Origin of the sequence: Staphylococcus sp. HMSC071G07, from assembly GCF_001811435.1 — a bacterium.
Lineage (GTDB): Bacteria > Bacillota > Bacilli > Staphylococcales > Staphylococcaceae > Staphylococcus > Staphylococcus pettenkoferi.
In genome coordinates, this window is sequence record NZ_KV804750.1 from 361,093 (window position 1) to 382,132 (window position 21,040).

Here is a 21,040-nt window from a genome sequence, read left to right on the forward strand (position 1 = left end):
CTTTTATTTATTAAACCACTCAGATATTTTATTCTTAATCTCATCGAGTTTAGAATTGACTTTATCTAACTCTTCTTGCATCTTGCTTTCATTTCCGTTGTTTCTCTCTTGTTGTGCTTTATCTAGATTATCGGCAGTATCTTGATAATCATTCGCTACTTTTTGAGACTGCTCATCACTAGTTTTAGACTTCAAATCATTAATCTTTTGTTTAAGTTGGTCTAATTTAGACTGAGTATCTTCTTTGTTGTTTTGGATACTATCTTTAGTTTCTTGAATTTGTTGTTTAATATCGTCAGATTGTTTCTGAACATAATCTTTATCTTCGTTACTTGGCTCTTTCTGTTCTGTTTGTTGGTTATCTGAATTTGTATTCTGTTGATCATCATGAGTTGTACAAGCTTTTACAACGAAGATAACTACCACGATAAGCAAGATGATTAAACCGATACTTAGCCATTTTGTCATTGACTTTCGTTTATTAATCTCATCACGTTGTTGCCAATCGCGTTCACGATCACGGTCAGTATAGTAATCTTCTGGTCGACTTTGAATCCGACGATCCTCATCGTAAGTTTCTTTGTTTCTCTCATAGCGACTCATGCTATTTCTGCGATAATCATCATATAATAATCTGCCAAATACTCGATATTCTTCATTATCGTTAATAGTGTGTGTATTAAGTTCAGTATTCACTCTACCATTTTTATCTAGAGCGATTATTTTCCCATCATCTTCAATTTTTAAAATTTGTGGGTAATTTTTTAAATCTTGATTGCTCATAATCATTCTCCTCTATTTTATTGATGTACTAATAGAGTTAGTTAACATACAATACTATTGCTCTACCCACATTATATAGGAAAATAGTTCACAAGACATCCTTTATAGAGTGACTTTGCTAACATTATAGTCGCTTCTCATAATTGCGTGTAAATTATCTCCGCTACCTGTTTTTTTAACTACACCAATCATTTTAGTAGAACCAACTTTTTTAGGTTTACATACACTATTAAATTCTTCATTTAGATAACTATTATAATCCAATATAATATCGTTTATTTCATCATCTGAATCATCATCGAATTTTGAAGTTTCTATTCTAGAATTTTTTGTAGTACCTTTCACCGCTTTCACTTCAGTAGTCATCGTTTGTTTTTTGGGTTCTTTGTATTTTAATTTTTTAGCTTCTTTTAACTCTTTCTTATTATCTTCTTTAAATTTGTCATCATCAGAAGAACTTAAATTTTCGTAAAGGTCAATTTTTTTTCGTTTAGCATCTTTGAACGCCTTTTTATCTTCTTTTTTTGCCATTTTAACTAAATCTTTATCACTTTTTTTCTCAGCTTCCCCAACGTTCATATGTTTTTCTCTAAAGTTATACAAAGTAGCCTTTCCATCTTCAATATTTGCAATACCGTCTAAATATTGATCTTTATCTATTTCATCATCGCTATCTTCATAGAGCAATACTACATGATTACCTTTATTAAGTTGGTCAGTAAAACTAACTGTCTTCCCTTTTTTATCACTCTTGCTTTGGCCACAAGCCCCTAAAATAAAAATAGTAGATAAAATTAATACTAAAAATTTCTTCATAATATAAATCCTCCGCTATATCTATTTGGAATAATATTTCCATGATAGATGATAACTTAAATTCAATAAAATGATAATACTTTTTAGGAAATTAATTCAAAAAAGTTCGACTTTATACGAATAAAACCGTTTACCTAATTAAAGATAAACGGTTTTAATATTATCGAATCATTTGTTTTTGTAACTTTTTAAATCTATATAACATTGCTAAACGCCAAGGTACAATCATACTGAAAGCTAATAAAAAGAACATACCTGCGAGCTGTCCTGGGTCAATCGTATTACTAACAAAAATCTTAATGACAGTTCTTATTACTAGTAAACTAATCAAAATAATTGGAAAGGCTTTAGATCTCTTCATATAAATCTCACTGCCTTGAACTTCAAATTTGGATGTCCAAATTAATACACTTGAAAAAATCACGCCAAGTATTATTGATTCTAGAATTTCCATACCAGTGAGTCTAAAGTAAGGAACGACATACATTAATGCACCAGTTGCCATGAAGAAAGGTGGTAAGATTATTTTCTTTTCATTAACTGGAAATTTCTGAGCTTTCATTCGTATGATAATAACTGCAATACCCATTAAAAAGGCGAAAGCTATGGAGAATATAAGATAAAGCACGTTTACACCTTCTTTTATACACTTATGACTTATTCATAGTCGACATTATACCACTAACACCTTCTAATATCAGTAAATTTAATGAGTTAATTTTTAACATATGACGTCCTATTTAAAATGTCTACATCGTATTCTGACATAATGAGAAAGAAGAAGGGCTAAAAGCGACACAATACATACGCTTCTAGCCCTTTTATGCAAATTATTTACCTTTTTTCATCTTGCTATCCATGTTTTTATTCATCATTGTCATCATTTGATTTATTTTTTTGTGTGAAGGTTTTTGACCCATTTGCATCATCATCATACGTAACATTTCTTCATTAATTGGTGGGTTCTTTTTAAAATAGTCCATCATATATTTTCTAGCTAAGAAGAAACCGCCAATTAAACCGATGATGAGTGCAAGGACAATTAATAAAATTGCTAACCATGTTGCCATAATCTCACCCACTTTCTTTATCCGTTTGCATTTTACTAAATAAATAGATTTAATTCAAGATTATCCTCAAATCTACTGTTACTAACTTTTAAAGTATACCAACTATGGTGAGATATTGTAAACATGCTTTTTTTAAAGGAGTAGAACATAACAGTATTTATACTCTACTCCTATAAAAAAGCAAAGATTAATTAATTATTACTTAGAATGTTTGAATTTGGTTTAGGATATTTTCTTTAGTAAAGCCATATTTTTCAACTACTAAACCACCTGGCGCACTCGCACCAAATTCATCAATAGCAATGACTTTACCTTCTGTACCGACATATTTATGCCAACCTAGGGAGGAAGCCATTTCAATCGCTACACGTTTAGTAATATGCTTAGGTAAGATTTGTTCTTTGTATGCTTCATCTTGTTGATCGAATGCGTGCCAGTTAGGCATTGAAAGAACACGGACACCTTTGTTTTGAGCATCTAAATCTTTAGCTGCTTCAACAGCAAGACTTACTTCTGAACCAGATGCTAATAATAAGTATTCTACTTCTTGTTCTGATTCATACACAACATAAGCACCTTTGCGTACACCTTTTTCAAGATCTTGTTGATCTACATCCAATGTTGGTAAGTTTTGACGTGTTAATACTAGAGAAGTAGGTGTAGATTCAGATTCTAATGCGACTTGCCAAGCTACACGTGTTTCGTTACCATCAGCCGGACGAATCACGTTCATATTAGGAATGGCTCTAAGTCCAGCTAATTGTTCGATTGGTTCATGTGTAGGTCCATCTTCACCGACAGCAATAGAATCGTGAGTGAAAATAAATGTAGAATTTAATCCCATGAGCGCTGAAAGTCTTAATGCCGGTTTCAAGTAGTCACTAAACACGAAGAACGTCGCTCCATAAGGATGAATACCACCGTGAGCAGCCATACCATTTACCGCTGCACCCATAGCAAATTCACGTACACCAAACCAAATATTTTTACCTTCAGGATGATCTTTGTCAAAATCTATGGCTTCTTTAACATTAGATTTATTTGAACCAGCTAAGTCGGCTGAACCACCAAAGAATGAAGGAACACTTTTACTAAGTGCTTGAATAATTTCACCAGAATCAGCACGTGAAGCTGCGTTATGCTCACTATCAAAATGAGGTAACTCTTGTTCATATTGTGATGGTAATTTACCGCTAATAGCTAATTTGAATTCTTCACCTAAATCAGGATATTCATTTGAGTATGCTTCAACTAATTTGTTCCATTCATCTTCATTACTATTCGCACGTTTTAGCATCGTATCTTTAAAGATTTGATAAACTTCATCTGGTACATTAAAACGTTTTTCAGGATCTAAACCATAATTTTCAAACGCTACTTTTCTTTCATCATCGCCTAAAGGTGCACCATGAACACCATGTGTTCCTTGTTTATTTGTAGCACCAAATCCTATGATTGTCTTAACTTCAATAATTGTTGGACCTTGTTGAGTTTTAGCTTGTTGTATTGCCCCATCGATCGCTTCAATGTCATTACCATCTTTAACTAAGATGTGGTTCCAACCATATGATTCAAAGCGTTGTTTAGTATCTTCAGAGAAGGCTTTATTTAAGTCACCATCTAATGAAATATCATTTGAGTCATAAAGAACAATTAGTTTATCTAATTGATTATGACCAGCAAACGATGCTGCTTCGTGAGAAATGCCTTCCATGAGGTCACCATCTGAGGCTAAAACGTAGGTATAGTGATCTATAACATCATAGTTATCTTTGTTAAATTTACCAGCAAGATGTTTCTCTGCTAAGGCCATACCAACTGACATAGCTAATCCTTGACCTAGCGGACCAGTAGTAATTTCTACGCCTTCAGTATGTTTAAATTCAGGGTGCCCAGGTGTCTTAGAGCCCCACTGTCTAAAGTTCTTCATTTCTTCCATTTCTAAGCTACCTGAAATATGAAGTAAACTATAAAGTAAAGCTGAACCGTGACCAGCTGATAGAACGAATCTATCTCTGTTGAAATAATTACTAGATTGGGGATTAAAATTTAAGTGACGTGTCCATAATGTATATGCCATTGGCGCTGCACCCATAGGTAGGCCTGGGTGTCCAGAGCCAGCTTGTTCAATTGCATCTATACTCAGTGCTCTAATTGTATCAATAGCTAATTGATCTTGTTCGTTAAACATCTATATGACTTCCTTTCTAAACATCTACTTATCAATTATTATAACTTAATTGAAAATAGCTTAACAAAAGATTCACCTTTTAGTAATATAAGCACTTTCACTATTAATTTAAATTAATCTTTCTTCTCAGAATCTTGATTTTGTTCTCTCATTTTTTTGACTTTCTCCGGTGTTACATCATTACCTTCTGGATCTATCACTTTTGTATTTTCAATTTGTTTCTTAAATCCTTCTCTAAATGAACGTAAATATTCTTTACGTAATTTCTCTTGTTCTTTCTTTTCCTTTTCAGTTAATCCTTGTTCTTTTTTCTTTTTAGCTAATTCATTAATGCGTTCGATATTAAGACTATCTTTACCTGACATAATTAACCTCCTTAGGTGACGAATTTATACGAAGAATATACCAAAAAAGTGAGCCAAACTAAAACAGTTTCGCTCACTCTTCATCTTCCTAATATATGATATATTAATTTGCTTTAGCAATTAAAGGTTTAGAGACATTTTCATCTTCTTTATATTGACTCGGTAAGTCATCTTGAGCTTTTAAATGTTCAGTTCGCTTTTCTTGTTCGTGTTGAGCCGTAGAGCTAGAAATACTATGATCCGTCATTTCGTACGTCTGTTCCGTTGTTCCATTTACATTTGCGCTAATAAAAAATATAGTACAAAGGACTACAGTAGCAATAAACACCGCAATATAAGGACTTAAATGAAATTTATTTATCAAAGTCAATTACTCTCACTCCTAGAACGTTTGTTTGTATTAATAACTTACCAGAACATAAGTTCTCTGTCAACACTTAAACGAACAAACGTTTGTAAAAGGCTATAAAGCATGCTATAATTGACTCAAACCTATTTAGGAGAGTGCCTATAATGAAAGAATTAACTAAACGTCAAAGTGAAATATTCGATTTTATCAAGTATGTCGTACAGAACAAAGGTTACCCACCAAGTGTTCGTGAAATAGGAGAAGCAGTTGGACTTGCTTCTAGTTCTACAGTACATGGACATTTATCAAGATTAGAAGAAAAGGGTTATATTAGACGAGACCCAACAAAGCCGAGAGCCATTGAAATTGTTAATGAAGAATTAGAAGATGCTATTGATATTGAAGAAACAATACAAGTTCCTGTAATTGGTAAGGTTACTGCGGGTGTACCTATAACAGCAGTCGAAAATGTCGAAGAGTACTTCCCATTACCTGAACATTTTACATCAACACATAATAGCGATATCTTCATATTAAATGTCGTAGGAGATAGTATGATAGAGGCTGGAATTTTAGACGGCGATAAAGTCATTGTACGCAGCCAATCTATAGCTGAAAATGGAGATATTATTGTAGCGATGACAGAAGATGAAGAAGCGACTGTTAAACGTTTCTTTAAAGAAAAAACACGTTATCGTTTACAACCAGAGAATAGTACAATGGATCCAATATATTTAGACCAAGTAAGCGTATTAGGAAAGGTAGTAGGATTATTTAGAGAAATGTAAATGACGTTACTTCCATGACACTCTCATCTAAATAATTTACGACGTTTCATTATACACGATTAAAAGGGAGCTAAGCCTAGCCTAACTCCCTTTTAATCGTCTTTTTTATCTAATACATCTTTAATTTTATCTAAAATATCTTCAGTCTGCTGTTTCTGTTTATTAGACATATTTTACTCATCCTCACAGAAGTTACTTACCCTTGTTCGTCACTTTCAAACATTCAATAAATCTCAGTTTAATACGTGTAGTTTTCAGTCCAATAAGGTTGATCTCCGTCATTGAAATCTACGCCTACACCGATATTTTTAAACTCTTTTCTCAAGATGTTCTTTCTATGACCTAATGAATTCATTAAACCTTGGTGCGCATAAATACTACTTTGCTGACTAGAAGCGATATTTTCACCAGCCCCATTGAAACTGATACCATCATGTTTTAAACGGTCGAATGGTGATTGATTTGATTTATTAGTATGATCAAAGTAGTTATTATCGACCATATCCTTACTGTGCTTTCGAGCCACTGTAGCGATATCATCATCAAACGTTAATGTATTTAAACCGCGTTGTGCTCTCTCAGCATTGATCAAATCAAAGTTCTGTTGTTCAAAGCCGCGAGCAAGATGCGACGAAGGTTGCCCGTATCTAGACTGCAAACGTTGTTCCATCTTATCGCTAACTTGAAGTAATGCCGTCACGTTATTATGGTTATGTTTATCATAAAATACTGTCGTATAGATATTATCTTTATGGAATGTATCATAACCATCATTATTTTCTTCATATCTAACATGATTTTTTTCTTTATACTTAATAGGATCGCCTAATTTATCTCTGACTACAGACTTAGGGCTACCATATTTAAGTTTTTGCTTAGAAGAAATTAAATTTTGGTTCGTATATAAAGCGTTAACTTTATGATCTAAATAACTTACCATAACAAAGTTCTTATAATGCGCGTCGTGATACGCATACCATTTAGTTCCGTATTCGTTACTCGTTGTACGTTGCGCTTTACCTAATTTGTTCTCTACCTCTGATTGCGTCATGTTAAGTTGAATGTTGTTGACTGCAAATTCCTGCTTACTTGGTACCTTTAAAGCTTCATTGCTTACTGAGGTTGATCGTGTCCATTTCTCTAACTTAGCTTGAGCATTGTCATGGAGTTGTGTTAAAAAGTCTGGCTCTTTGAAAGGGATAATCAATACAAGTAACAAGAGAAGAACGACATAAGAAAATAACCTTTTAATTATAAGCACCTACCTTACACATATTTTTATAATAGGAAATTAAATTTAGTTATTTACATAGTAATTCCTTTCTTGTCGGTTGTAAATTATTACCAACTTGACTTTTTAACCCCAGGTATTTGACCTTTATGTGCATGTTCTCGAAACGCAATACGTGACATTTCAAATTTACGCAATACACCTCGAGGTCTGCCTGTCACTTTACAACGTCGTGTTAAGCGTGTTGGCGAGGAATCTCTCGGTAATTTTCTTAATGCTTCATAATCTCCTTTCGCTTTCAACTCTTTACGTAAGTTGTAATATTTGTTTACGAGTGCTTCACGTTTTTGTTCTTTTGCTATTTTTGACTTCTTAGCCATTATTTTCTACCTCTTTTCTTAAATCGTAATTATTACGTTTTAATACTAGCATAGAATTTTTCTTTTGCAAATGATTTATTTCACTGATTTAACTTAACCTTCTATCACTAGCTGAAATATTAATGAGTGACGTCATTATCTAAACTAAGATTAAGCCTCTACGTTAATCGTCTAAACAAATCATTTAATCAAACTAAAGATATCATTTCTGTCTCGTTTCATATTGCACTCATCATCAGACCGTGATATAATTCTAAATCGTAAACATTACTACTATTTTAAAATAAGAAAGGATGATTAATATGCGCGTCAATATCACACTTGCTTGTACTGAATGTGGCGACCGTAACTACATCACTACAAAGAATAAACGTAATAATCCAGAACGTATCGAGATGATGAAATATTGTCCAAGACTTAACAAGCATACTTTACACCGTGAAACTAAATAATCATTTACGTGCTATGTCTTGATAATACGACACTAAAGTTGTGCTCAATAGCGTTATTGTTAAGAATAGATGTTGAGGTAGAACAATTAATCTTAACTATCTTCTAGAGTTAATTGACTTCCTCACTCTGCATTTCATATTGAGTTCAACTTTCTTTCTTTTTCAGCTATAACACAAAATTCCACTTCTCTTCACTAACCTCTCACAATCAATTTCTTAGGTTATATATCAAAACTTATTGCTTGTCTTGCACAAAACGCTTAAAATGTTAATTATCTAAATTTAAACGACATAGGAGACATGCTATGGGACAAAATAATATGAAAAGAGGACTAAGCTCGCGTCATATTTCTATGATTGCGATAGGTGGCGCAATTGGAACAGGACTATTCGTAGCAACAGGCAGCGTTATTTCTCAAGCAGGACCAGGTGGTGCGATATTAGCGTATTTAATCATCGGAGTTATGCTTTACTTCTTGATGACTGGTGTTGGCGAATTAGCTACTTTCTATCCTGTATCTGGTTCGTTTAGTTCTTATTCCACACGTTTTATTGATAAGTCTTTAGGCTTCACCATGGGTTGGCTTTATTGGGCAATTTGGACGCTCGTTACGAGTGTCGATATTATTATCGCCTCCAATGTGTTGTACTACTGGGACACTTTTCACTTCTTTTCCCCTTTGACTTGGAGTATCATATTTTTAGTTTTATTATTTTTACTTAATATTTTCTCGGTCAAAGCCTTTGGAGAAACAGAATTCTGGTTATCGTTAATCAAAGTTATTACTATTTTTGTTTTTATTATTGTAGGGATATTAACGATCTTAGGTGTCTTAGGTGGTAAAACTTATGGGCTTAATTTTTATACAGTAGATGAAGCACCATTCGTTGGTGGTATTTCTGGATTCTTAGCAGTTCTACTGGTCGCAGGTTTCTCAGTGGGTGGAACAGAAGTCATCGCCGTGACTGCGGGTGAGTCTGAACATCCTGATAAATCCATGCCTAAAGCGATTAAACAAGTATTCTGGCGTATATTATTATTCTACGTACTTTCTATAGCGGTTATTTCTGCAATTATCCCTTATACTGATCCGTTATTATTGAATAAACATGAATCGGTAAGCCAAAGTCCTTTCACCATCGTCTTTGATAGAGTCGGCATCGCTTTCGCCGCTTCGGTCATTAACGCCGTTATACTCACATCACTTTTATCAGCAGCAAATTCAGGTGTTTACACGACGAGTCGTATGCTATTCTCACTCTCTGAAGATGGACAAGCACCTAAATTATTAGGTAAGTTGAATAAAGTAACTAAGTTGCCGATTGTTTCAATTGTTGTCACATCAATCATCGTTCTCTTAATTATCGTCATTGCGCAATTTAAATCTAGTATTGTCTTTGGTTTACTCAACATCATTGGCTCTTTAATCATCGTGGTATGGGCTTCAAGTATCGCGAGTCAAATTCGGTTACGTTTAGCGATTAAAAAGCAAGGTAAGTCTCCTAAAGAAGTCTTACCATATCGCTCTCCACTCTATCCTTTAGGGCCCATCATTGTGATTTGTACGCTGTTATTCTTATTTATAGGCAATTCATTCGGTGCCCTAATGGCCGGTGATATTTTGGGAATCATACGTAACTTCCTGCCAATGATTATTATTGCAATTATTTATTTTGCTCATAAATTAGTTAAAAAAACACACATCGTCAAATTAAAAGATATTCAACTCGATCCACCTTCTAAATCTTAAATAGATGTCTCGCATCCCCACGCTTTGATAGATAATTATCTAGTGGGGATGTTTCTTTCTGCTTATCTATTCATCACTTCACTACATACTTTATACTCTATATTTTATCTTGGTACCACTTATAGTATAATTAATATAGGTATTAATGAAGATTGAGGTGGAGTATATGGTTGGTCAGACGAATCTATTTGATGATGTTATGAAGACAGAAGAACGTTTTGTCATTGTCGTGCAGTCACTTGAAGAACAAAAAGGACGTTTAATTAAGCGAACATTAAGAGAATATAATAGTTTAACACATGAGCAAATGGAGAATCTTTTCGAACATTTAAAAGATCTATTTCTCGAAGCCTCTTTTGAAGAGAATCAATCCGCATTTTCAATAACTGTTTATACAAATCTTGATTATGCTGCCGATCAAGTTTATGCTCACGTTAAGCGTCATCGTGGTAAAAAAGAATGGACACATACAGCGAAATAGATTAATTGCTTTAATAAAACAGATATTCAACCTATAAAAAAACACACTCCGAAGTATCAGTGTTGTCACAACTGAATACAACGGGGTGTGTTATTTTTACTATCCCAAATTTAATCTCTCATTCTACTAGGTAGATATCTTAGTGCTTATTCAAGCACTGTCTTTAATGCGTGAACAATACCGTCCTCATCATTACTTAATGTCGTCCGGTCCGCAACCCTCTTAACTTCATCACGCGCGTTATCCATAGCGATACCTTGACCGGCAACTTCAAGCATGGATATGTCATTAATACTATCTCCGAATGCAATAACCTCTGACATTGCAATACCTAAATCTTGAGCTAAACGTTGTATAGCATTTCCTTTAGAGACTCCTGAAGGAACAAACTCAAGAAAATATGGTTTACTCGTCGTTAAATCAATCTCATTGTTAAACGTCTCGCCTAACCGTTGTCTAGCAGCAGTTACACGAGCTACGTAGTCTACACCCATCACTTTAGGTACAGACACGGTCACATCTTCTTTCAAGTCACGCACCTTTCTCATTGGTAAGCCAGTGAGTTCTGATTCTATATTCATATACTCATGCTGTCCTTCATAAATTATTTCTCCATCAACGTAAGTAAGGATAAATAAGTCTTGCGCTCTACAAAAATCAATAATTTCATCAAAATTACCCTTGGAAATAGATGTTTCATCCACTACTTTACGATCATGATAGCGCATCGTTTCGCTGCCATTATAGCTGATAATATAACTTTGATGATGTGCTAACTGTAACTGATCAGCAACTTCAAACATGCCTTCTGTAGGTCGGCCTGAAGCGAGAACCATATAATAGCCTTGTTGTTGAAGATCTAACAAATATTCTTGTGTAGCCTTTGATAGCATATGATTTGAGTTTAAAAGTGTATCATCCATGTCTGAGACAATCATTTTATAACGAGACTGCATTGACTTAGCTCCTTTAACAAATAAATATCAAGTTGAATAAATGATTTGTTGTTTCACGCCCGCTTCATTAATTGTCACAAGTTCTGATTTACAATTTTTAAATTTTTCTTTCAAAGCTCTGACTAATTCTCCACTTTTTTCTGGTGGGACCATCGTTAGCATCGTAGGCCCTGCCCCACTAATGACTGTCGCATAAGCGCCATGCATTTTCGCCATCGCTTTAACAGTACGAAATTCAGGAATTAAATGCTGACGATACGGTTCGTGAAAACCATCTTGTCCCATCATTTTACCAGCAAGTGCATAGTTGTGCTGAATTAATGCACTAATCATCGTATTACTAATCGCGCTATTACGCACCGCTTGTTGATGTGTGAGCTGGTCAGGCAAGGCATTACGCGACTCCGTAGTTTGTAGCTCATAAGATGGAATCGTAATCACAATATCTACTTTCGGCGTATCAATGTATGAGACGTCTGTTACACGTGTATCAGGATTATAATAGCCTAGCACTAGTCCCCCATAGATCGTTGGCGCAACGTTATCAGGATGACCTTCAAATTCAGTAGCGAGTTGTAACAACTCATATTGAGATAGCTCAATGTCTCCAAAATAATTAGCGATAAAGAGGGCAGCGACAAGTGCTGCGGCTGAAGAGCCTAATCCTCTCGCTAAGGGAATTTCACTGTGCATCTTAATTTCAAGCGCAGGTAAGGAAACGTTATACCTCTTAGCTACTTGTTGAGCCACTTGATAAATATAGTGTGTGTCATCTGTTGGTAAACTTTCGATGTGAGGACCAAAATGATGAAATTGCCACTCTGAACCTTCAATTTCTGAGACATCTAAAGTCAAAAATTTATTGAGTGCCATCCCAATCGAATCAAATCCTACCCCTAAATTGGCTGTTGAAGCCGGTATTTCTAAATGAAGCTTTCCTGACATATCACAAGACTCCTTTAATATAATTTACGATGCTTTCTCGATCATTAGGTAAAGGTTGGATAGGATTATCTAGAAGCGATATAGCAGTATCAGGATCTTTCAGACCATTACCAGTCAACACAGCGACAACGGTCTGACCTTTAGTTAACTTACCTGCACGATGTAATTTGATAAGCCCTGCGATAGACGCATTACTCGCAGGTTCACTAAATATGCCTTCCTTGCTCGTCATCATTTGATAAGCTTCCAGTATTTCATCATCTGTAACGCTATCAATAAGCCCTTGTGATTCTTCTAACGCCTTTGTTGCTTTACTCCAGCTTGCTGGATTACCTATACGAATGGCAGTTGCTACTGTTTCTGGTTGTTTGACTACCTCGTTACGCACAATAGGCGCAGCCCCTTCAGCTTGAAAACCATAAAGTGTTGGCAGTGTCGTTTGATTGCGCTCATGATACTCTTTAAATCCTTTCCAATATGCTGAAATATTGCCTGCATTACCTACAGGAATGGCTAAGACATCAGGTGCTTGACCTCCGAGTTGTTCGATGACCTCAAATGCCCCTGTTTTTTGTCCTTCTAGACGGTATGGATTCACTGAGTTGACGAGTTCTATATCACCATCTTTAGCTATTTCTTGCACAATTTCTAATGCTTCATCAAAGTTACCTTCGATAGAAACGATTTCCGCACCATACATGACAGCTTGAGAGAGCTTGCCTAATGCAATCTTCCCTTCAGGAATGACGACGATCGCTTTCAGACCCGCACGAGCCGCATAGGCAGCTGCTGATGCAGAGGTATTGCCTGTGGAAGCGCAGATGACTACCTTTTTACCTGCTTCTTTCGCTTTCGTCATTGCCATGCACATGCCACGATCTTTGAAAGATCCTGTAGGATTTGCCCCTTCATATTTTACATAGAGATTGATATCAAGCTCTTTCGACAATGTTTCACAATGTATCAAAGGTGTATGTCCTTCATTCAAAGTGACTATCGGTGTATTATCTTCTACTGGTAAAAAGTTTTTATATTCTTTAACTAAGCCTTGCCATTTATCCATAATGATTAAACTCCTTCTACTGGATAGATTTTTTCAATCTCATATCCTTTAGTTGATAAAATATTCTCAGGTGCCTCGTCTATTCCTACAACGAGTACTGCTACTGTTTCGTCATCTCTGTTAACTACCTTTAATGATTTATGAAATGGTAAATCTTGCTTGAGTGACTTCTCTAACTGGTCGATATCTTGCTTTGTATTGTGTAATACGACATAGAAACTTTCTTTCTCCTTGAGCGTCACTGGAGAATCGCTTTCAATCATTTCTTTCGTTTCTTCCGTCTTTAATTCAAAGTGCGGTGGCAATGTGTGTAACTTAGATTCAAATAACAATGCTACGTTGAGTAAATCACTCACTACCGCACTTCCTGTCGCTAAACTGCCTGCGCCTTTACCATAAAACATTGTTTCACCAACCGCATCCCCAATGACGTAAATCGCATTATACTCATCCTCAACAGCAGCAAGTTGATGTGTATTGTGAATTAAAGTAGGTTCAACAGAACTTGTTACTTTACCATTAGCGTAAGTGCCCTTACCTATAAGCTTGATCTTGAAATCTAATGCTTCTGCTGCTTGAATATCACCGATTGAAACATCGCTAATGCCTTTGCAAGTCACATCTTTAAGGTTTATGACCTGATTAAATGATAGATAAGATGTTATTACAACCTTACGAGCTGCATCGATTCCTTCAACATCGTCAGTTGGATCACTTTCAGCAAACCCTAATTCTTGCGCTTCTGATAAAGCTTCGTCAAATGATGCTCGATCTCTCGTCATCTTACTGAGAATATAGTTCGATGTACCGTTAAAGATTCCCATAAATTTACTTATATTATTCGCATTTAACCCATTATTAATAGCATTTACAATAGGTATGCCCCCTGCTACGCTGGCTTCAAATTTAAGCGCAACACCTTGTTGTTCTGCTAAATCTTCCAGCTCTTTTAAATGAATAGCAAGTAAGTCTTTATTAGCAGTAATGACGTGCTTACCATTTTGAATGAGCTGCTTTAACCAATCCACAGTTGGGCTTACATTTCCCATTACTTCAATGACGATATCAATACTGTCATCTTCGATAATATCTTCAATATTATCTGTTAATTCATACCGTGCAGTACTGATCGGTCTTGATTTATTAACGTCTCTGACTAGAATTTTTTTAATATTTAAGTCCTTGTTCATCGTATCTTTAATTTGTTGATGGTTCTCCTCGATAATTTTTACAACACCTGAACCCACAGTGCCTAGTCCTAGAATCGCTAAGTTCAATTCTTTCATACTATGTAACCTCCCATGTCGTTTTTGTATAAAATACAATTGTCCTATTGAGAAATACTATAATATGGTATAGTATAAATTCATCTCTAATTTTTGTAAAGTTCTAAATTTTTAACTCATTTCGCTTTTTTAGTAAAAGAATGAACAGTAGAGTTAAATTTCAGAATATTGGAAAGGTTGTCTTATTATGAAGGTAGTTAAATTTGGTGGTAGTTCTGTTGCAAATGCGCAACAAATTAGCAAAGTACTTAATATTTTCAACTCAGACGATAAAAGACGTATTATGATTGTCTCTGCTCCGGGCAAACGACATCCTGAGGATACGAAAACTACCGACCTAATTTTACAATTATATGAAAAGGTTATTGATGAATTAGATTATCAACAACAATTTGAGCGGGTTATCGCCCGTTACGCAGATATTATTAACCATTTAAAGATGGAAACAGACTTACTGGATGACTTCACACTTACACTGCATAAGTATATACAACAGTTTGAACATCAACATTCTCGCTTGTTAGATGCTCTATTATCGTGTGGTGAAGATTTCAACGCGCAACTCATCGCAGCATATAATACAAGTCGTGGAGTGCCAACACGGTATATTTCGCCTATGGAAGCCGGTATGCGCGTAACTGATCAACCGCATAATGCGCAAATACTAGAAGCGGCCTATGCTCAACTATTTAAGTTAAGAGATTATGAAGAAAAATTAATTATTCCAGGATTCTTTGGCGTATCTGAACAAGATCATATTGTCACTTTTCCTAGAGGAGGTTCAGATATTACGGGTGCGATTGTAGCACGTGGTGTTGAAGCCGACCTTTATGAAAACTTCACTGACGTATCTGGTATCTATCGTGCGAATCCTGCAATCGTTCATGCACCTGAAATTATAGATGAAATTACATATGGCGAAATGCGTGAACTTTCGTATGCAGGTTTCAATGTGTTTCACGATGAAGCACTTCAACCCTTGTATAAACATCGTATTCCTGTGGTTATTAAAAATACGAATCGCCCCGATGATTCAGGAACACGCATTGTACATGACCGTGATATTGATGCGCGTACAGTGGTCAGTGGTATTAGTTGTGACAAACATTTTACGGTCTTGCACATCAAAAAATATTTAATGAATAGACAAGTAGGGTTTGCTAGAAAAATACTAGGTATACTTGAAGATCATAATATTTCATTCGACCATATGCCGTCTGGTATTGATAGTGTCAGTATTATTATGAGAAGTGATCAAATTAAACATTGCGAAAATGAAGTACTTACTGCTATTAGAAAGCACTGTGATGTAGATGAATTAAGTATCGATCATGACTTAGCTATATTGATGGTAGTCGGTGAAGGTATGCATCGGATTGTAGGCACTGCGAATCAAATTACAACAGCCTTAGCCCAAGCAAATATTAATTTAAAAATGATCAACCAAGGTGCTTCGGAACTTTCCATGATGTTTGGACTAGATCTAGAAGATTCAGAGAAAGCAGTACAAGTAATCTACGACCAAGTCTACGTACATGAATGATAAAGAAGCCAAGTGATGTTACGATGTTCACTCTTAAAATGATATACATCAATAAAATCACCTTCGCTGACAGTTGATTACTGTTAACGAAGGTGTCTACATCGCATTCTTTTCAGATATTAACGCCTGGTGAATTCTCTCGTCTCCAACGACAACTCTTAAAAGCACAAACTGATAATAACTTAAGGCGTCTATCACTTTCTTATAATTGGGTAACTGATGATAATCAATTGGATCAAGAAGTTCATACATGAGTACTATTTCAGGCTTAATATAATCGACATCCCAAGTTATGGAATGGAAGTAGATGTGTTTTTCAGGAAAGCGAATATTATGATCGAGGCGGAATAACCATTCTTCGTTGATTGTGTCATAAACGAGCACAGTGAGAATCATCTCGTCGTTAAGAAATACATTCGCATGTGTGATTGTGTTAAATGTCGTTTCACGAAGGCTTGTACTTACCTTGGTATCATCATGAAACTCAATAACATATTGATTGGGTATGTATTTAATCACTTCAGTAAAATACTTACGGTTTACACTAATATCGACCTTATCTGCTATGTTAAAACTATCATTTAAAAATAATTGCTTGGCTACTTCACCATTAAATTTAAACAACTCTTTGCACTGTTCAAGCAAAGCATTGACGAGCGATTGAGCGTTACCTAGTTCTTTATTCGACAAATCTTCACCTCCAAAGAAAACGTTTCCATAAATCCTATTATAAACCACATCGCAACTGAATAGCAATGACTCTGATATTACAAAACTATAACTTTCTTTGGATAATTATTAACATGCTTAATTATTTAAATTCATAATATAACTATAGTTGTCTATTGATGAGATTAAGTTAGGAAGATTAACAAGTACGGTGTGACGAGACTGTCTAAGTAATTGTAGTTGAAGAGCAGCTATATCACTGTCTGATTGGTATAAAGCATCTTTATATAGATAAGGTATACTGCAAAAATAATAATCGATTAAATAATGTTGAAATGTTGTTCCAACTTCATCTCCCACTAAACGATGTTGAGATCGCTCCACTCTCGCATTGGAAAAAATTATATTGTGGTTAGTGTATTTTACGGTATGACTGATGACATCGGTAGAAAATGTTATTACAGAAATCTTTTTATTTTGTTGCTCTAAATGATCAATAATGGCTAAACTAAGTGGATGATCATCGAATGCAATTACCGAGCTATCGGATATTAAATTTGTAAGTTGGTTCATGTTTCTTTCGCCTATAATCACAGTTGAGCACCTCGTTATTTTTTATAAAAGTAGTGAATGGGTACAATTCTATCAAATTGATGTCAGTATAACATGTCAAATTGGTCAAGCTTAAATTGATAGTCAGCTTCAGTTCATAATGATTGATTGAAAATATTTTCTTTTAGATATTTATGATATGATATAATTTAACCAATTCAATATGAAATTATTTAGCGTATTACGTATAGGATTCTAACTATCAATTCGTTTAAACTGACTCTACATACGAATACATAAACTAAAATAGAAAAGTAGGATGGTAATTATGTTTGTAATTTATATTCTTATCATTGTAATTATATTTCTTATCGTGGCACATATAATTAATCATCGTGCCATGCAAAGTAAACTTGATTCTGAGCGTTATGCCAAAGATCAAGTGATTCGCAAGATGAGTACAATCAAACAAGAGAATACGCAGTTAAAAAATCAAATACTCAATATCGATGCGAATAAGGATACGTATCATCATGGTATACGCAAAGCACGACAAGATTTGCACGAAATTCTAGCTAAATATCAAGAGCAAGGGCAAATTCAATACTATGAGATCTTACCCACTAGTAATTTAGCAGTTAAGCATCCATTATTTGAATATGCGCGTACCTTTGATTATATCGTTATTACGGATAAAGGTATTTTTAATATCGATGTGAAGAACTGGAAACAAAAAACGTTTTACCACTTCACTGTCGACCCTAACAAAGAATATTTAGATGCGCCTAAGTCTACTGACGATGTTGTCGGTCATTATATTGCAAGTGAATTTCACAGTCAGTTTCAGTCTACAAGACCTACAACGTATACATTTATTGAACGTATTAAAAATAATTCCATCGTCTATGACTTCTATCAACATGATCCGTTTGAACGTGCAGCTGTGAACGCCAAAGTAATTGAAGAAAGAATTGAGCAGAAGCTTAATCAATTTGTACCATGTATTGGCTTGGTTTACTTTACAGATGGTAGTGTCAATATCATTGATGGTCCAGCTACAAGAGAGCAATACGCGGATACCGTATCTTCGAAAAGCTCTTTACGAGAAATGATTGGTGAAACGATATCTAAAAATAACAATTCACTATCTCAAGAACAGTTCACTCGTCTCGTTGAAAAATTAAATTAATATAAAAGTTGTACGCATACGTTAAGCCCTTATATCTTACTTATCACGGTATAAGGGCTTTTTAATAATCTCATTTACCTACTAACGATTGATTTAACTCCAAATATTACGATGCTCTTTCTTAGCTTGTCGCTCAGCGCGTTTAAAGACATCACGATACTTCCCATTAGGCGCAAAGTACTTCTCTCTCGCTAAGCCTTTCTCCACTAACTCTTTATTAAACATCGTATGTTGATCTAACCATACATACGCAAGTGTACGACCATAGCGATCTTCTCGCTCCTTATCGTATTCAAGATATACATCCTGCTGATTTAAATGCTTTTTACTATAATTTGAAGCTTCCTTACCATAGGGTTGTACAGGCGTGTTAGGCTTAACTGTCTCAGGTGTATCCATCCCTATTAAGCGCACTTTTAACCTTTTATGATGGGCATCGCGTGCCACAAAGGTATCGCCATCAACCACACGTTCGACATGCACTTTCTCCGTATTCTCAGGTGCTTCACTATCTGACCCACTTCGTTTAAAAGGTCCAGTGTGGTTAATGTATTGAAAAGCCAAAACACCTATGACCACAATAGCTACGATAATGACAGTAAGACTTTTCTTCGATTTCATTAAGTCACCTTCTTAAAATGATATACCGCTTTATCTTAATGAATCTCGTAGGCTACGTCAATATTGAGAAAGTTAAAAAGTCAAGGTGTTGAACATTTAGTTATTCATTAACTGCATGCTATAATAATTGATGATTGGAGTGAACATTGTGAGCATAGTTAAAGAAAATTTAATTACTTTAGTCGCAGTTATTGTGGCTATTATTATTGGAGTCATTCTCCAAGTATCTTTCGATTTACCAATGATTGTTTCTGCTGTAATCGCAATTTTTCTTGGTGTTTTCGTTGGCTTTATCGTTCAAGTCATTTCACTTATTGTATCTAAACGAAATAAAAAGAAACATAATAATTAAATAGTTAAAGTCATTCATCGAGAGAGTGAGAGGAGCTGTGTAAGCACTCTTGCTCTCTTTTATTTCGCAACTTTTGAAGCTATATGTGATAAAAAATTAATTGGTACAATAATTATCATTCTTTCGTCAATCTTGTGAACATCGTTCTAACATCTTACCTCTTTCAAATTGTTTGTACTTTACTCTTTGATATCATCGTTGTATAATAACTTTAATCTATAAATTAAATATAGTTATCTATGTAACATATGCCATCTGAACACATCAAAGATTTTCATCGAAAGGAGCATTCCCCAATGAATGACAACAAACAACAACCTCAACTCAACACCGAGTACTATCCTGCCCTTTACACTGCACCCACGCATCAACTACAAGCCTCTATCGATAAAATGGTAACCAAAGACGAATTTAAGCAGTATGAAAAAGTAAATAATGCACGCTTTGATTCTATCGACAAACGGTTTGAGGAAGTAGATAGAAGATTTAAAGAAGTTGATAAAAGATTTGACCGTCTCGAAAGTAAAATTGAAGCATTACCTCAACAAATTGGAGTACTGATAGACTCTAAAATTAATGAACATGAATCCAAAGAACTGAAGTGGCTTTTAGGTTTATCAGTTGGCGTAGTCTGTACATTCTTTAAAACAATAGGCTTAATTTAAAATTATTTCTGCACAAACTCACTTCGATTCATCAATTTTTAATCGTTAACTACCCAGCTTTCATTTTCTCACTCGAGTGTTTAAAACTCTACTCAAGTCAATATATGCCACGCAAATTCAACCAATACAATAACAAAGTAGGATAGCATTAAATTTGGAATAAATGCCATCCTACTTCTATAAAGTTCAAACTATAATTTCATTTCAATACGTTTATCTAAATTAAATGCATTAATTTCAATGTTAGCTACGTCGCTTGTTTGAATTGTTTTCTCATCGTGCGTTTGAACTTCACTTTGATTACCAAATAATTTCTGAAGTTCTTCTTTTAATTCAATTTCTTGTTCAGGTACTTTATATTCACTTTCATATTTAAATGAACCAATGTGATTATCATCTTTGTTAAATAAGTGGATATCGTATTCCATACAAGTTCCTCCTTTATTTGAATTCATTACAATGCATACCCAAGTTGAATTATTTTTAAAAGTAAGAACAATAATTTTTATATCTAAATAAAAAAGAACCTTGTAATACTTGGT

The 21,040-nt window shown here is 34.7% G+C and carries 25 protein-coding genes; 8 read left to right on the forward strand and 17 right to left on the reverse strand.

Going from position 1 to position 21,040, the window contains the following annotated elements; all coding sequences use genetic code 11:
* Positions 1-3: 3 nt before the first annotated feature.
* From HMPREF2802_RS01730 to sosA, 7 genes are all read right to left on the reverse strand, one after another.
* Positions 4-783, reverse strand: coding sequence for an OmpH/Skp family outer membrane protein (locus tag HMPREF2802_RS01730; RefSeq protein ID WP_083307571.1), 780 nt, complete (start codon positions 781-783; stop codon positions 4-6).
* Positions 784-885: 102 nt separating this feature from the next.
* The gene (locus HMPREF2802_RS01735) at positions 886-1,599 is read right to left on the reverse strand and encodes a hypothetical protein (RefSeq protein WP_070502566.1); all 714 of its coding nucleotides are present in this window, start codon (positions 1,597-1,599) and stop codon (positions 886-888) included.
* A gap of 160 nt (positions 1,600-1,759) precedes the next feature.
* Entirely contained in the window at positions 1,760-2,227 is a 468-nt protein-coding gene (locus HMPREF2802_RS01740) for a CcdC family protein (protein WP_002472069.1), read from the reverse strand.
* A gap of 202 nt (positions 2,228-2,429) precedes the next feature.
* Positions 2,430-2,669: a YneF family protein gene (locus HMPREF2802_RS01745; RefSeq protein ID WP_049405131.1), complete on the reverse strand. Its 240-nt coding sequence runs from the start codon at positions 2,667-2,669 to the stop codon at positions 2,430-2,432.
* Positions 2,670-2,871: 202 nt separating this feature from the next.
* Entirely contained in the window at positions 2,872-4,860 is a 1,989-nt protein-coding gene (tkt, locus tag HMPREF2802_RS01750) for a transketolase (RefSeq protein WP_070502567.1), read from the reverse strand.
* A 113-nt stretch (positions 4,861-4,973) separates the two neighbouring features.
* The gene (locus HMPREF2802_RS01755; RefSeq protein WP_049405136.1) at positions 4,974-5,225 is read right to left on the reverse strand and encodes a DUF896 domain-containing protein; all 252 of its coding nucleotides are present in this window, start codon (positions 5,223-5,225) and stop codon (positions 4,974-4,976) included.
* A 103-nt stretch (positions 5,226-5,328) separates the two neighbouring features.
* Positions 5,329-5,595, reverse strand: coding sequence for a DNA damage-induced cell division inhibitor SosA (gene sosA, locus HMPREF2802_RS12215; protein ID WP_040806597.1), 267 nt, complete (start codon positions 5,593-5,595; stop codon positions 5,329-5,331).
* 143 nt (positions 5,596-5,738) lie between these two features.
* Between sosA and lexA the strand changes: the two genes are divergently transcribed.
* Positions 5,739-6,362: a transcriptional repressor LexA gene (gene lexA, locus HMPREF2802_RS01765; RefSeq protein ID WP_002472065.1), complete on the forward strand. Its 624-nt coding sequence runs from the start codon at positions 5,739-5,741 to the stop codon at positions 6,360-6,362.
* A gap of 238 nt (positions 6,363-6,600) precedes the next feature.
* Here the strand turns inward: lexA and HMPREF2802_RS01770 are convergent, their stop codons facing one another.
* On the reverse strand, positions 6,601-7,581 hold the full coding sequence (locus HMPREF2802_RS01770; RefSeq protein ID WP_277952497.1) for a CAP domain-containing protein: 981 nt from the start codon (positions 7,579-7,581) through the stop codon (positions 6,601-6,603).
* A gap of 122 nt (positions 7,582-7,703) precedes the next feature.
* The gene (rpsN, locus tag HMPREF2802_RS01775) at positions 7,704-7,973 is read right to left on the reverse strand and encodes a 30S ribosomal protein S14 (RefSeq protein WP_002472011.1); all 270 of its coding nucleotides are present in this window, start codon (positions 7,971-7,973) and stop codon (positions 7,704-7,706) included.
* 302 nt (positions 7,974-8,275) lie between these two features.
* Between rpsN and rpmG the strand changes: the two genes are divergently transcribed.
* From rpmG to HMPREF2802_RS01790, 3 genes are all read left to right on the forward strand, one after another.
* Positions 8,276-8,425, forward strand: coding sequence for a 50S ribosomal protein L33 (rpmG, locus tag HMPREF2802_RS01780; RefSeq protein WP_002472026.1), 150 nt, complete (start codon positions 8,276-8,278; stop codon positions 8,423-8,425).
* A 305-nt stretch (positions 8,426-8,730) separates the two neighbouring features.
* Positions 8,731-10,176, forward strand: coding sequence for an amino acid permease (locus tag HMPREF2802_RS01785; RefSeq protein ID WP_002472051.1), 1,446 nt, complete (start codon positions 8,731-8,733; stop codon positions 10,174-10,176).
* Positions 10,177-10,342: 166 nt separating this feature from the next.
* The gene (locus HMPREF2802_RS01790) at positions 10,343-10,657 is read left to right on the forward strand and encodes a hypothetical protein (RefSeq protein ID WP_002472044.1); all 315 of its coding nucleotides are present in this window, start codon (positions 10,343-10,345) and stop codon (positions 10,655-10,657) included.
* Positions 10,658-10,803: 146 nt separating this feature from the next.
* On the opposite strand, the gene HMPREF2802_RS01795 is transcribed toward HMPREF2802_RS01790, so the two are convergent.
* Genes HMPREF2802_RS01795 through HMPREF2802_RS01810 form a run of 4 tightly spaced genes read right to left on the reverse strand, consistent with a single transcriptional unit; the run spans position 10,804 to position 14,907 of the window.
* Positions 10,804-11,613 carry a Cof-type HAD-IIB family hydrolase gene (locus tag HMPREF2802_RS01795; RefSeq protein ID WP_070502569.1) on the reverse strand — a complete coding sequence of 270 codons (810 nt, stop codon included), beginning with the start codon at positions 11,611-11,613 and terminating at the stop codon, positions 10,804-10,806.
* Positions 11,614-11,640: 27 nt separating this feature from the next.
* Positions 11,641-12,558 carry a homoserine kinase gene (gene thrB, locus HMPREF2802_RS01800; protein ID WP_070502570.1) on the reverse strand — a complete coding sequence of 306 codons (918 nt, stop codon included), beginning with the start codon at positions 12,556-12,558 and terminating at the stop codon, positions 11,641-11,643.
* Between the two features lies 1 nt (position 12,559).
* Complete coding sequence (gene thrC / locus HMPREF2802_RS01805) at positions 12,560-13,621, reverse strand: threonine synthase (RefSeq protein ID WP_070502571.1); 1,062 nt, start codon at positions 13,619-13,621, stop codon at positions 12,560-12,562.
* A 5-nt stretch (positions 13,622-13,626) separates the two neighbouring features.
* Positions 13,627-14,907: a homoserine dehydrogenase gene (locus HMPREF2802_RS01810; RefSeq protein ID WP_070502572.1), complete on the reverse strand. Its 1,281-nt coding sequence runs from the start codon at positions 14,905-14,907 to the stop codon at positions 13,627-13,629.
* 187 nt (positions 14,908-15,094) lie between these two features.
* Between HMPREF2802_RS01810 and HMPREF2802_RS01815 the strand changes: the two genes are divergently transcribed.
* The gene (locus HMPREF2802_RS01815) at positions 15,095-16,450 is read left to right on the forward strand and encodes an aspartate kinase (RefSeq protein ID WP_070502573.1); all 1,356 of its coding nucleotides are present in this window, start codon (positions 15,095-15,097) and stop codon (positions 16,448-16,450) included.
* Between the two features lie 96 nt (positions 16,451-16,546).
* Here the strand turns inward: HMPREF2802_RS01815 and HMPREF2802_RS01820 are convergent, their stop codons facing one another.
* On the reverse strand, positions 16,547-17,140 hold the full coding sequence (locus tag HMPREF2802_RS01820; RefSeq protein ID WP_070502574.1) for a hypothetical protein: 594 nt from the start codon (positions 17,138-17,140) through the stop codon (positions 16,547-16,549).
* Between the two features lie 117 nt (positions 17,141-17,257).
* Complete coding sequence (locus tag HMPREF2802_RS01825; protein WP_065429116.1) at positions 17,258-17,692, reverse strand: sugar phosphate isomerase family; 435 nt, start codon at positions 17,690-17,692, stop codon at positions 17,258-17,260.
* Positions 17,693-17,999: 307 nt separating this feature from the next.
* Between HMPREF2802_RS01825 and HMPREF2802_RS01830 the strand changes: the two genes are divergently transcribed.
* The gene (locus tag HMPREF2802_RS01830) at positions 18,000-18,860 is read left to right on the forward strand and encodes an NERD domain-containing protein (RefSeq protein WP_070502575.1); all 861 of its coding nucleotides are present in this window, start codon (positions 18,000-18,002) and stop codon (positions 18,858-18,860) included.
* 93 nt (positions 18,861-18,953) lie between these two features.
* Here the strand turns inward: HMPREF2802_RS01830 and HMPREF2802_RS01835 are convergent, their stop codons facing one another.
* Positions 18,954-19,481: a thermonuclease NucI gene (locus tag HMPREF2802_RS01835; RefSeq protein ID WP_070502576.1), complete on the reverse strand. Its 528-nt coding sequence runs from the start codon at positions 19,479-19,481 to the stop codon at positions 18,954-18,956.
* Positions 19,482-19,629: 148 nt separating this feature from the next.
* Between HMPREF2802_RS01835 and HMPREF2802_RS01840 the strand changes: the two genes are divergently transcribed.
* Together HMPREF2802_RS01840 and HMPREF2802_RS01845 are read left to right on the forward strand one after the other, a co-directional pair.
* Positions 19,630-19,833, forward strand: a complete 204-nt coding sequence (locus HMPREF2802_RS01840) for a hypothetical protein (protein ID WP_002472431.1) — start codon at positions 19,630-19,632, stop codon at positions 19,831-19,833.
* Between the two features lie 296 nt (positions 19,834-20,129).
* On the forward strand, positions 20,130-20,498 hold the full coding sequence (locus HMPREF2802_RS01845) for a hypothetical protein (RefSeq protein WP_002472465.1): 369 nt from the start codon (positions 20,130-20,132) through the stop codon (positions 20,496-20,498).
* Positions 20,499-20,689: 191 nt separating this feature from the next.
* Here HMPREF2802_RS01845 and HMPREF2802_RS01850 read toward each other — a convergent pair whose 3' ends face one another.
* Complete coding sequence (locus HMPREF2802_RS01850; protein ID WP_002472427.1) at positions 20,690-20,926, reverse strand: hypothetical protein; 237 nt, start codon at positions 20,924-20,926, stop codon at positions 20,690-20,692.
* Between the last annotated feature and the right edge of the window lie 114 nt (positions 20,927-21,040).

Excerpts from the sequence above, each read along its gene's own strand:
- HMPREF2802_RS01730 (WP_083307571.1), bottom strand. The coding sequence starts at position 783 with ATGAGCAATCAAGATTTAAAAAATTACCCACAAATTTTAAAAATTGAA.
- HMPREF2802_RS01735 (WP_070502566.1), bottom strand. The coding sequence starts at position 1,599 with ATGAAGAAATTTTTAGTATTAATTTTATCTACTATTTTTATTTTAGGG.
- HMPREF2802_RS01745 (WP_049405131.1), bottom strand. The coding sequence starts at position 2,669 with ATGGCAACATGGTTAGCAATTTTATTAATTGTCCTTGCACTCATCATC.
- tkt (WP_070502567.1), bottom strand. The coding sequence starts at position 4,860 with ATGTTTAACGAACAAGATCAATTAGCTATTGATACAATTAGAGCACTG.
- HMPREF2802_RS01755 (WP_049405136.1), bottom strand. The coding sequence starts at position 5,225 with ATGTCAGGTAAAGATAGTCTTAATATCGAACGCATTAATGAATTAGCT.
- lexA (WP_002472065.1), top strand. The coding sequence starts at position 5,739 with ATGAAAGAATTAACTAAACGTCAAAGTGAAATATTCGATTTTATCAAG.
- rpsN (WP_002472011.1), bottom strand. The coding sequence starts at position 7,973 with ATGGCTAAGAAGTCAAAAATAGCAAAAGAACAAAAACGTGAAGCACTC.
- rpmG (WP_002472026.1), top strand. The coding sequence starts at position 8,276 with ATGCGCGTCAATATCACACTTGCTTGTACTGAATGTGGCGACCGTAAC.
- HMPREF2802_RS01785 (WP_002472051.1), top strand. The coding sequence starts at position 8,731 with ATGGGACAAAATAATATGAAAAGAGGACTAAGCTCGCGTCATATTTCT.
- HMPREF2802_RS01790 (WP_002472044.1), top strand. The coding sequence starts at position 10,343 with ATGGTTGGTCAGACGAATCTATTTGATGATGTTATGAAGACAGAAGAA.
- HMPREF2802_RS01795 (WP_070502569.1), bottom strand. The coding sequence starts at position 11,613 with ATGCAGTCTCGTTATAAAATGATTGTCTCAGACATGGATGATACACTT.
- thrB (WP_070502570.1), bottom strand. The coding sequence starts at position 12,558 with ATGTCAGGAAAGCTTCATTTAGAAATACCGGCTTCAACAGCCAATTTA.
- thrC (WP_070502571.1), bottom strand. The coding sequence starts at position 13,621 with ATGGATAAATGGCAAGGCTTAGTTAAAGAATATAAAAACTTTTTACCA.
- HMPREF2802_RS01810 (WP_070502572.1), bottom strand. The coding sequence starts at position 14,907 with ATGAAAGAATTGAACTTAGCGATTCTAGGACTAGGCACTGTGGGTTCA.
- HMPREF2802_RS01815 (WP_070502573.1), top strand. The coding sequence starts at position 15,095 with ATGAAGGTAGTTAAATTTGGTGGTAGTTCTGTTGCAAATGCGCAACAA.
- HMPREF2802_RS01825 (WP_065429116.1), bottom strand. The coding sequence starts at position 17,692 with ATGAACCAACTTACAAATTTAATATCCGATAGCTCGGTAATTGCATTC.
- HMPREF2802_RS01830 (WP_070502575.1), top strand. The coding sequence starts at position 18,000 with ATGTTTGTAATTTATATTCTTATCATTGTAATTATATTTCTTATCGTG.
- HMPREF2802_RS01835 (WP_070502576.1), bottom strand. The coding sequence starts at position 19,481 with ATGAAATCGAAGAAAAGTCTTACTGTCATTATCGTAGCTATTGTGGTC.
- HMPREF2802_RS01845 (WP_002472465.1), top strand. The coding sequence starts at position 20,130 with ATGAATGACAACAAACAACAACCTCAACTCAACACCGAGTACTATCCT.
- HMPREF2802_RS01850 (WP_002472427.1), bottom strand. The coding sequence starts at position 20,926 with ATGGAATACGATATCCACTTATTTAACAAAGATGATAATCACATTGGT.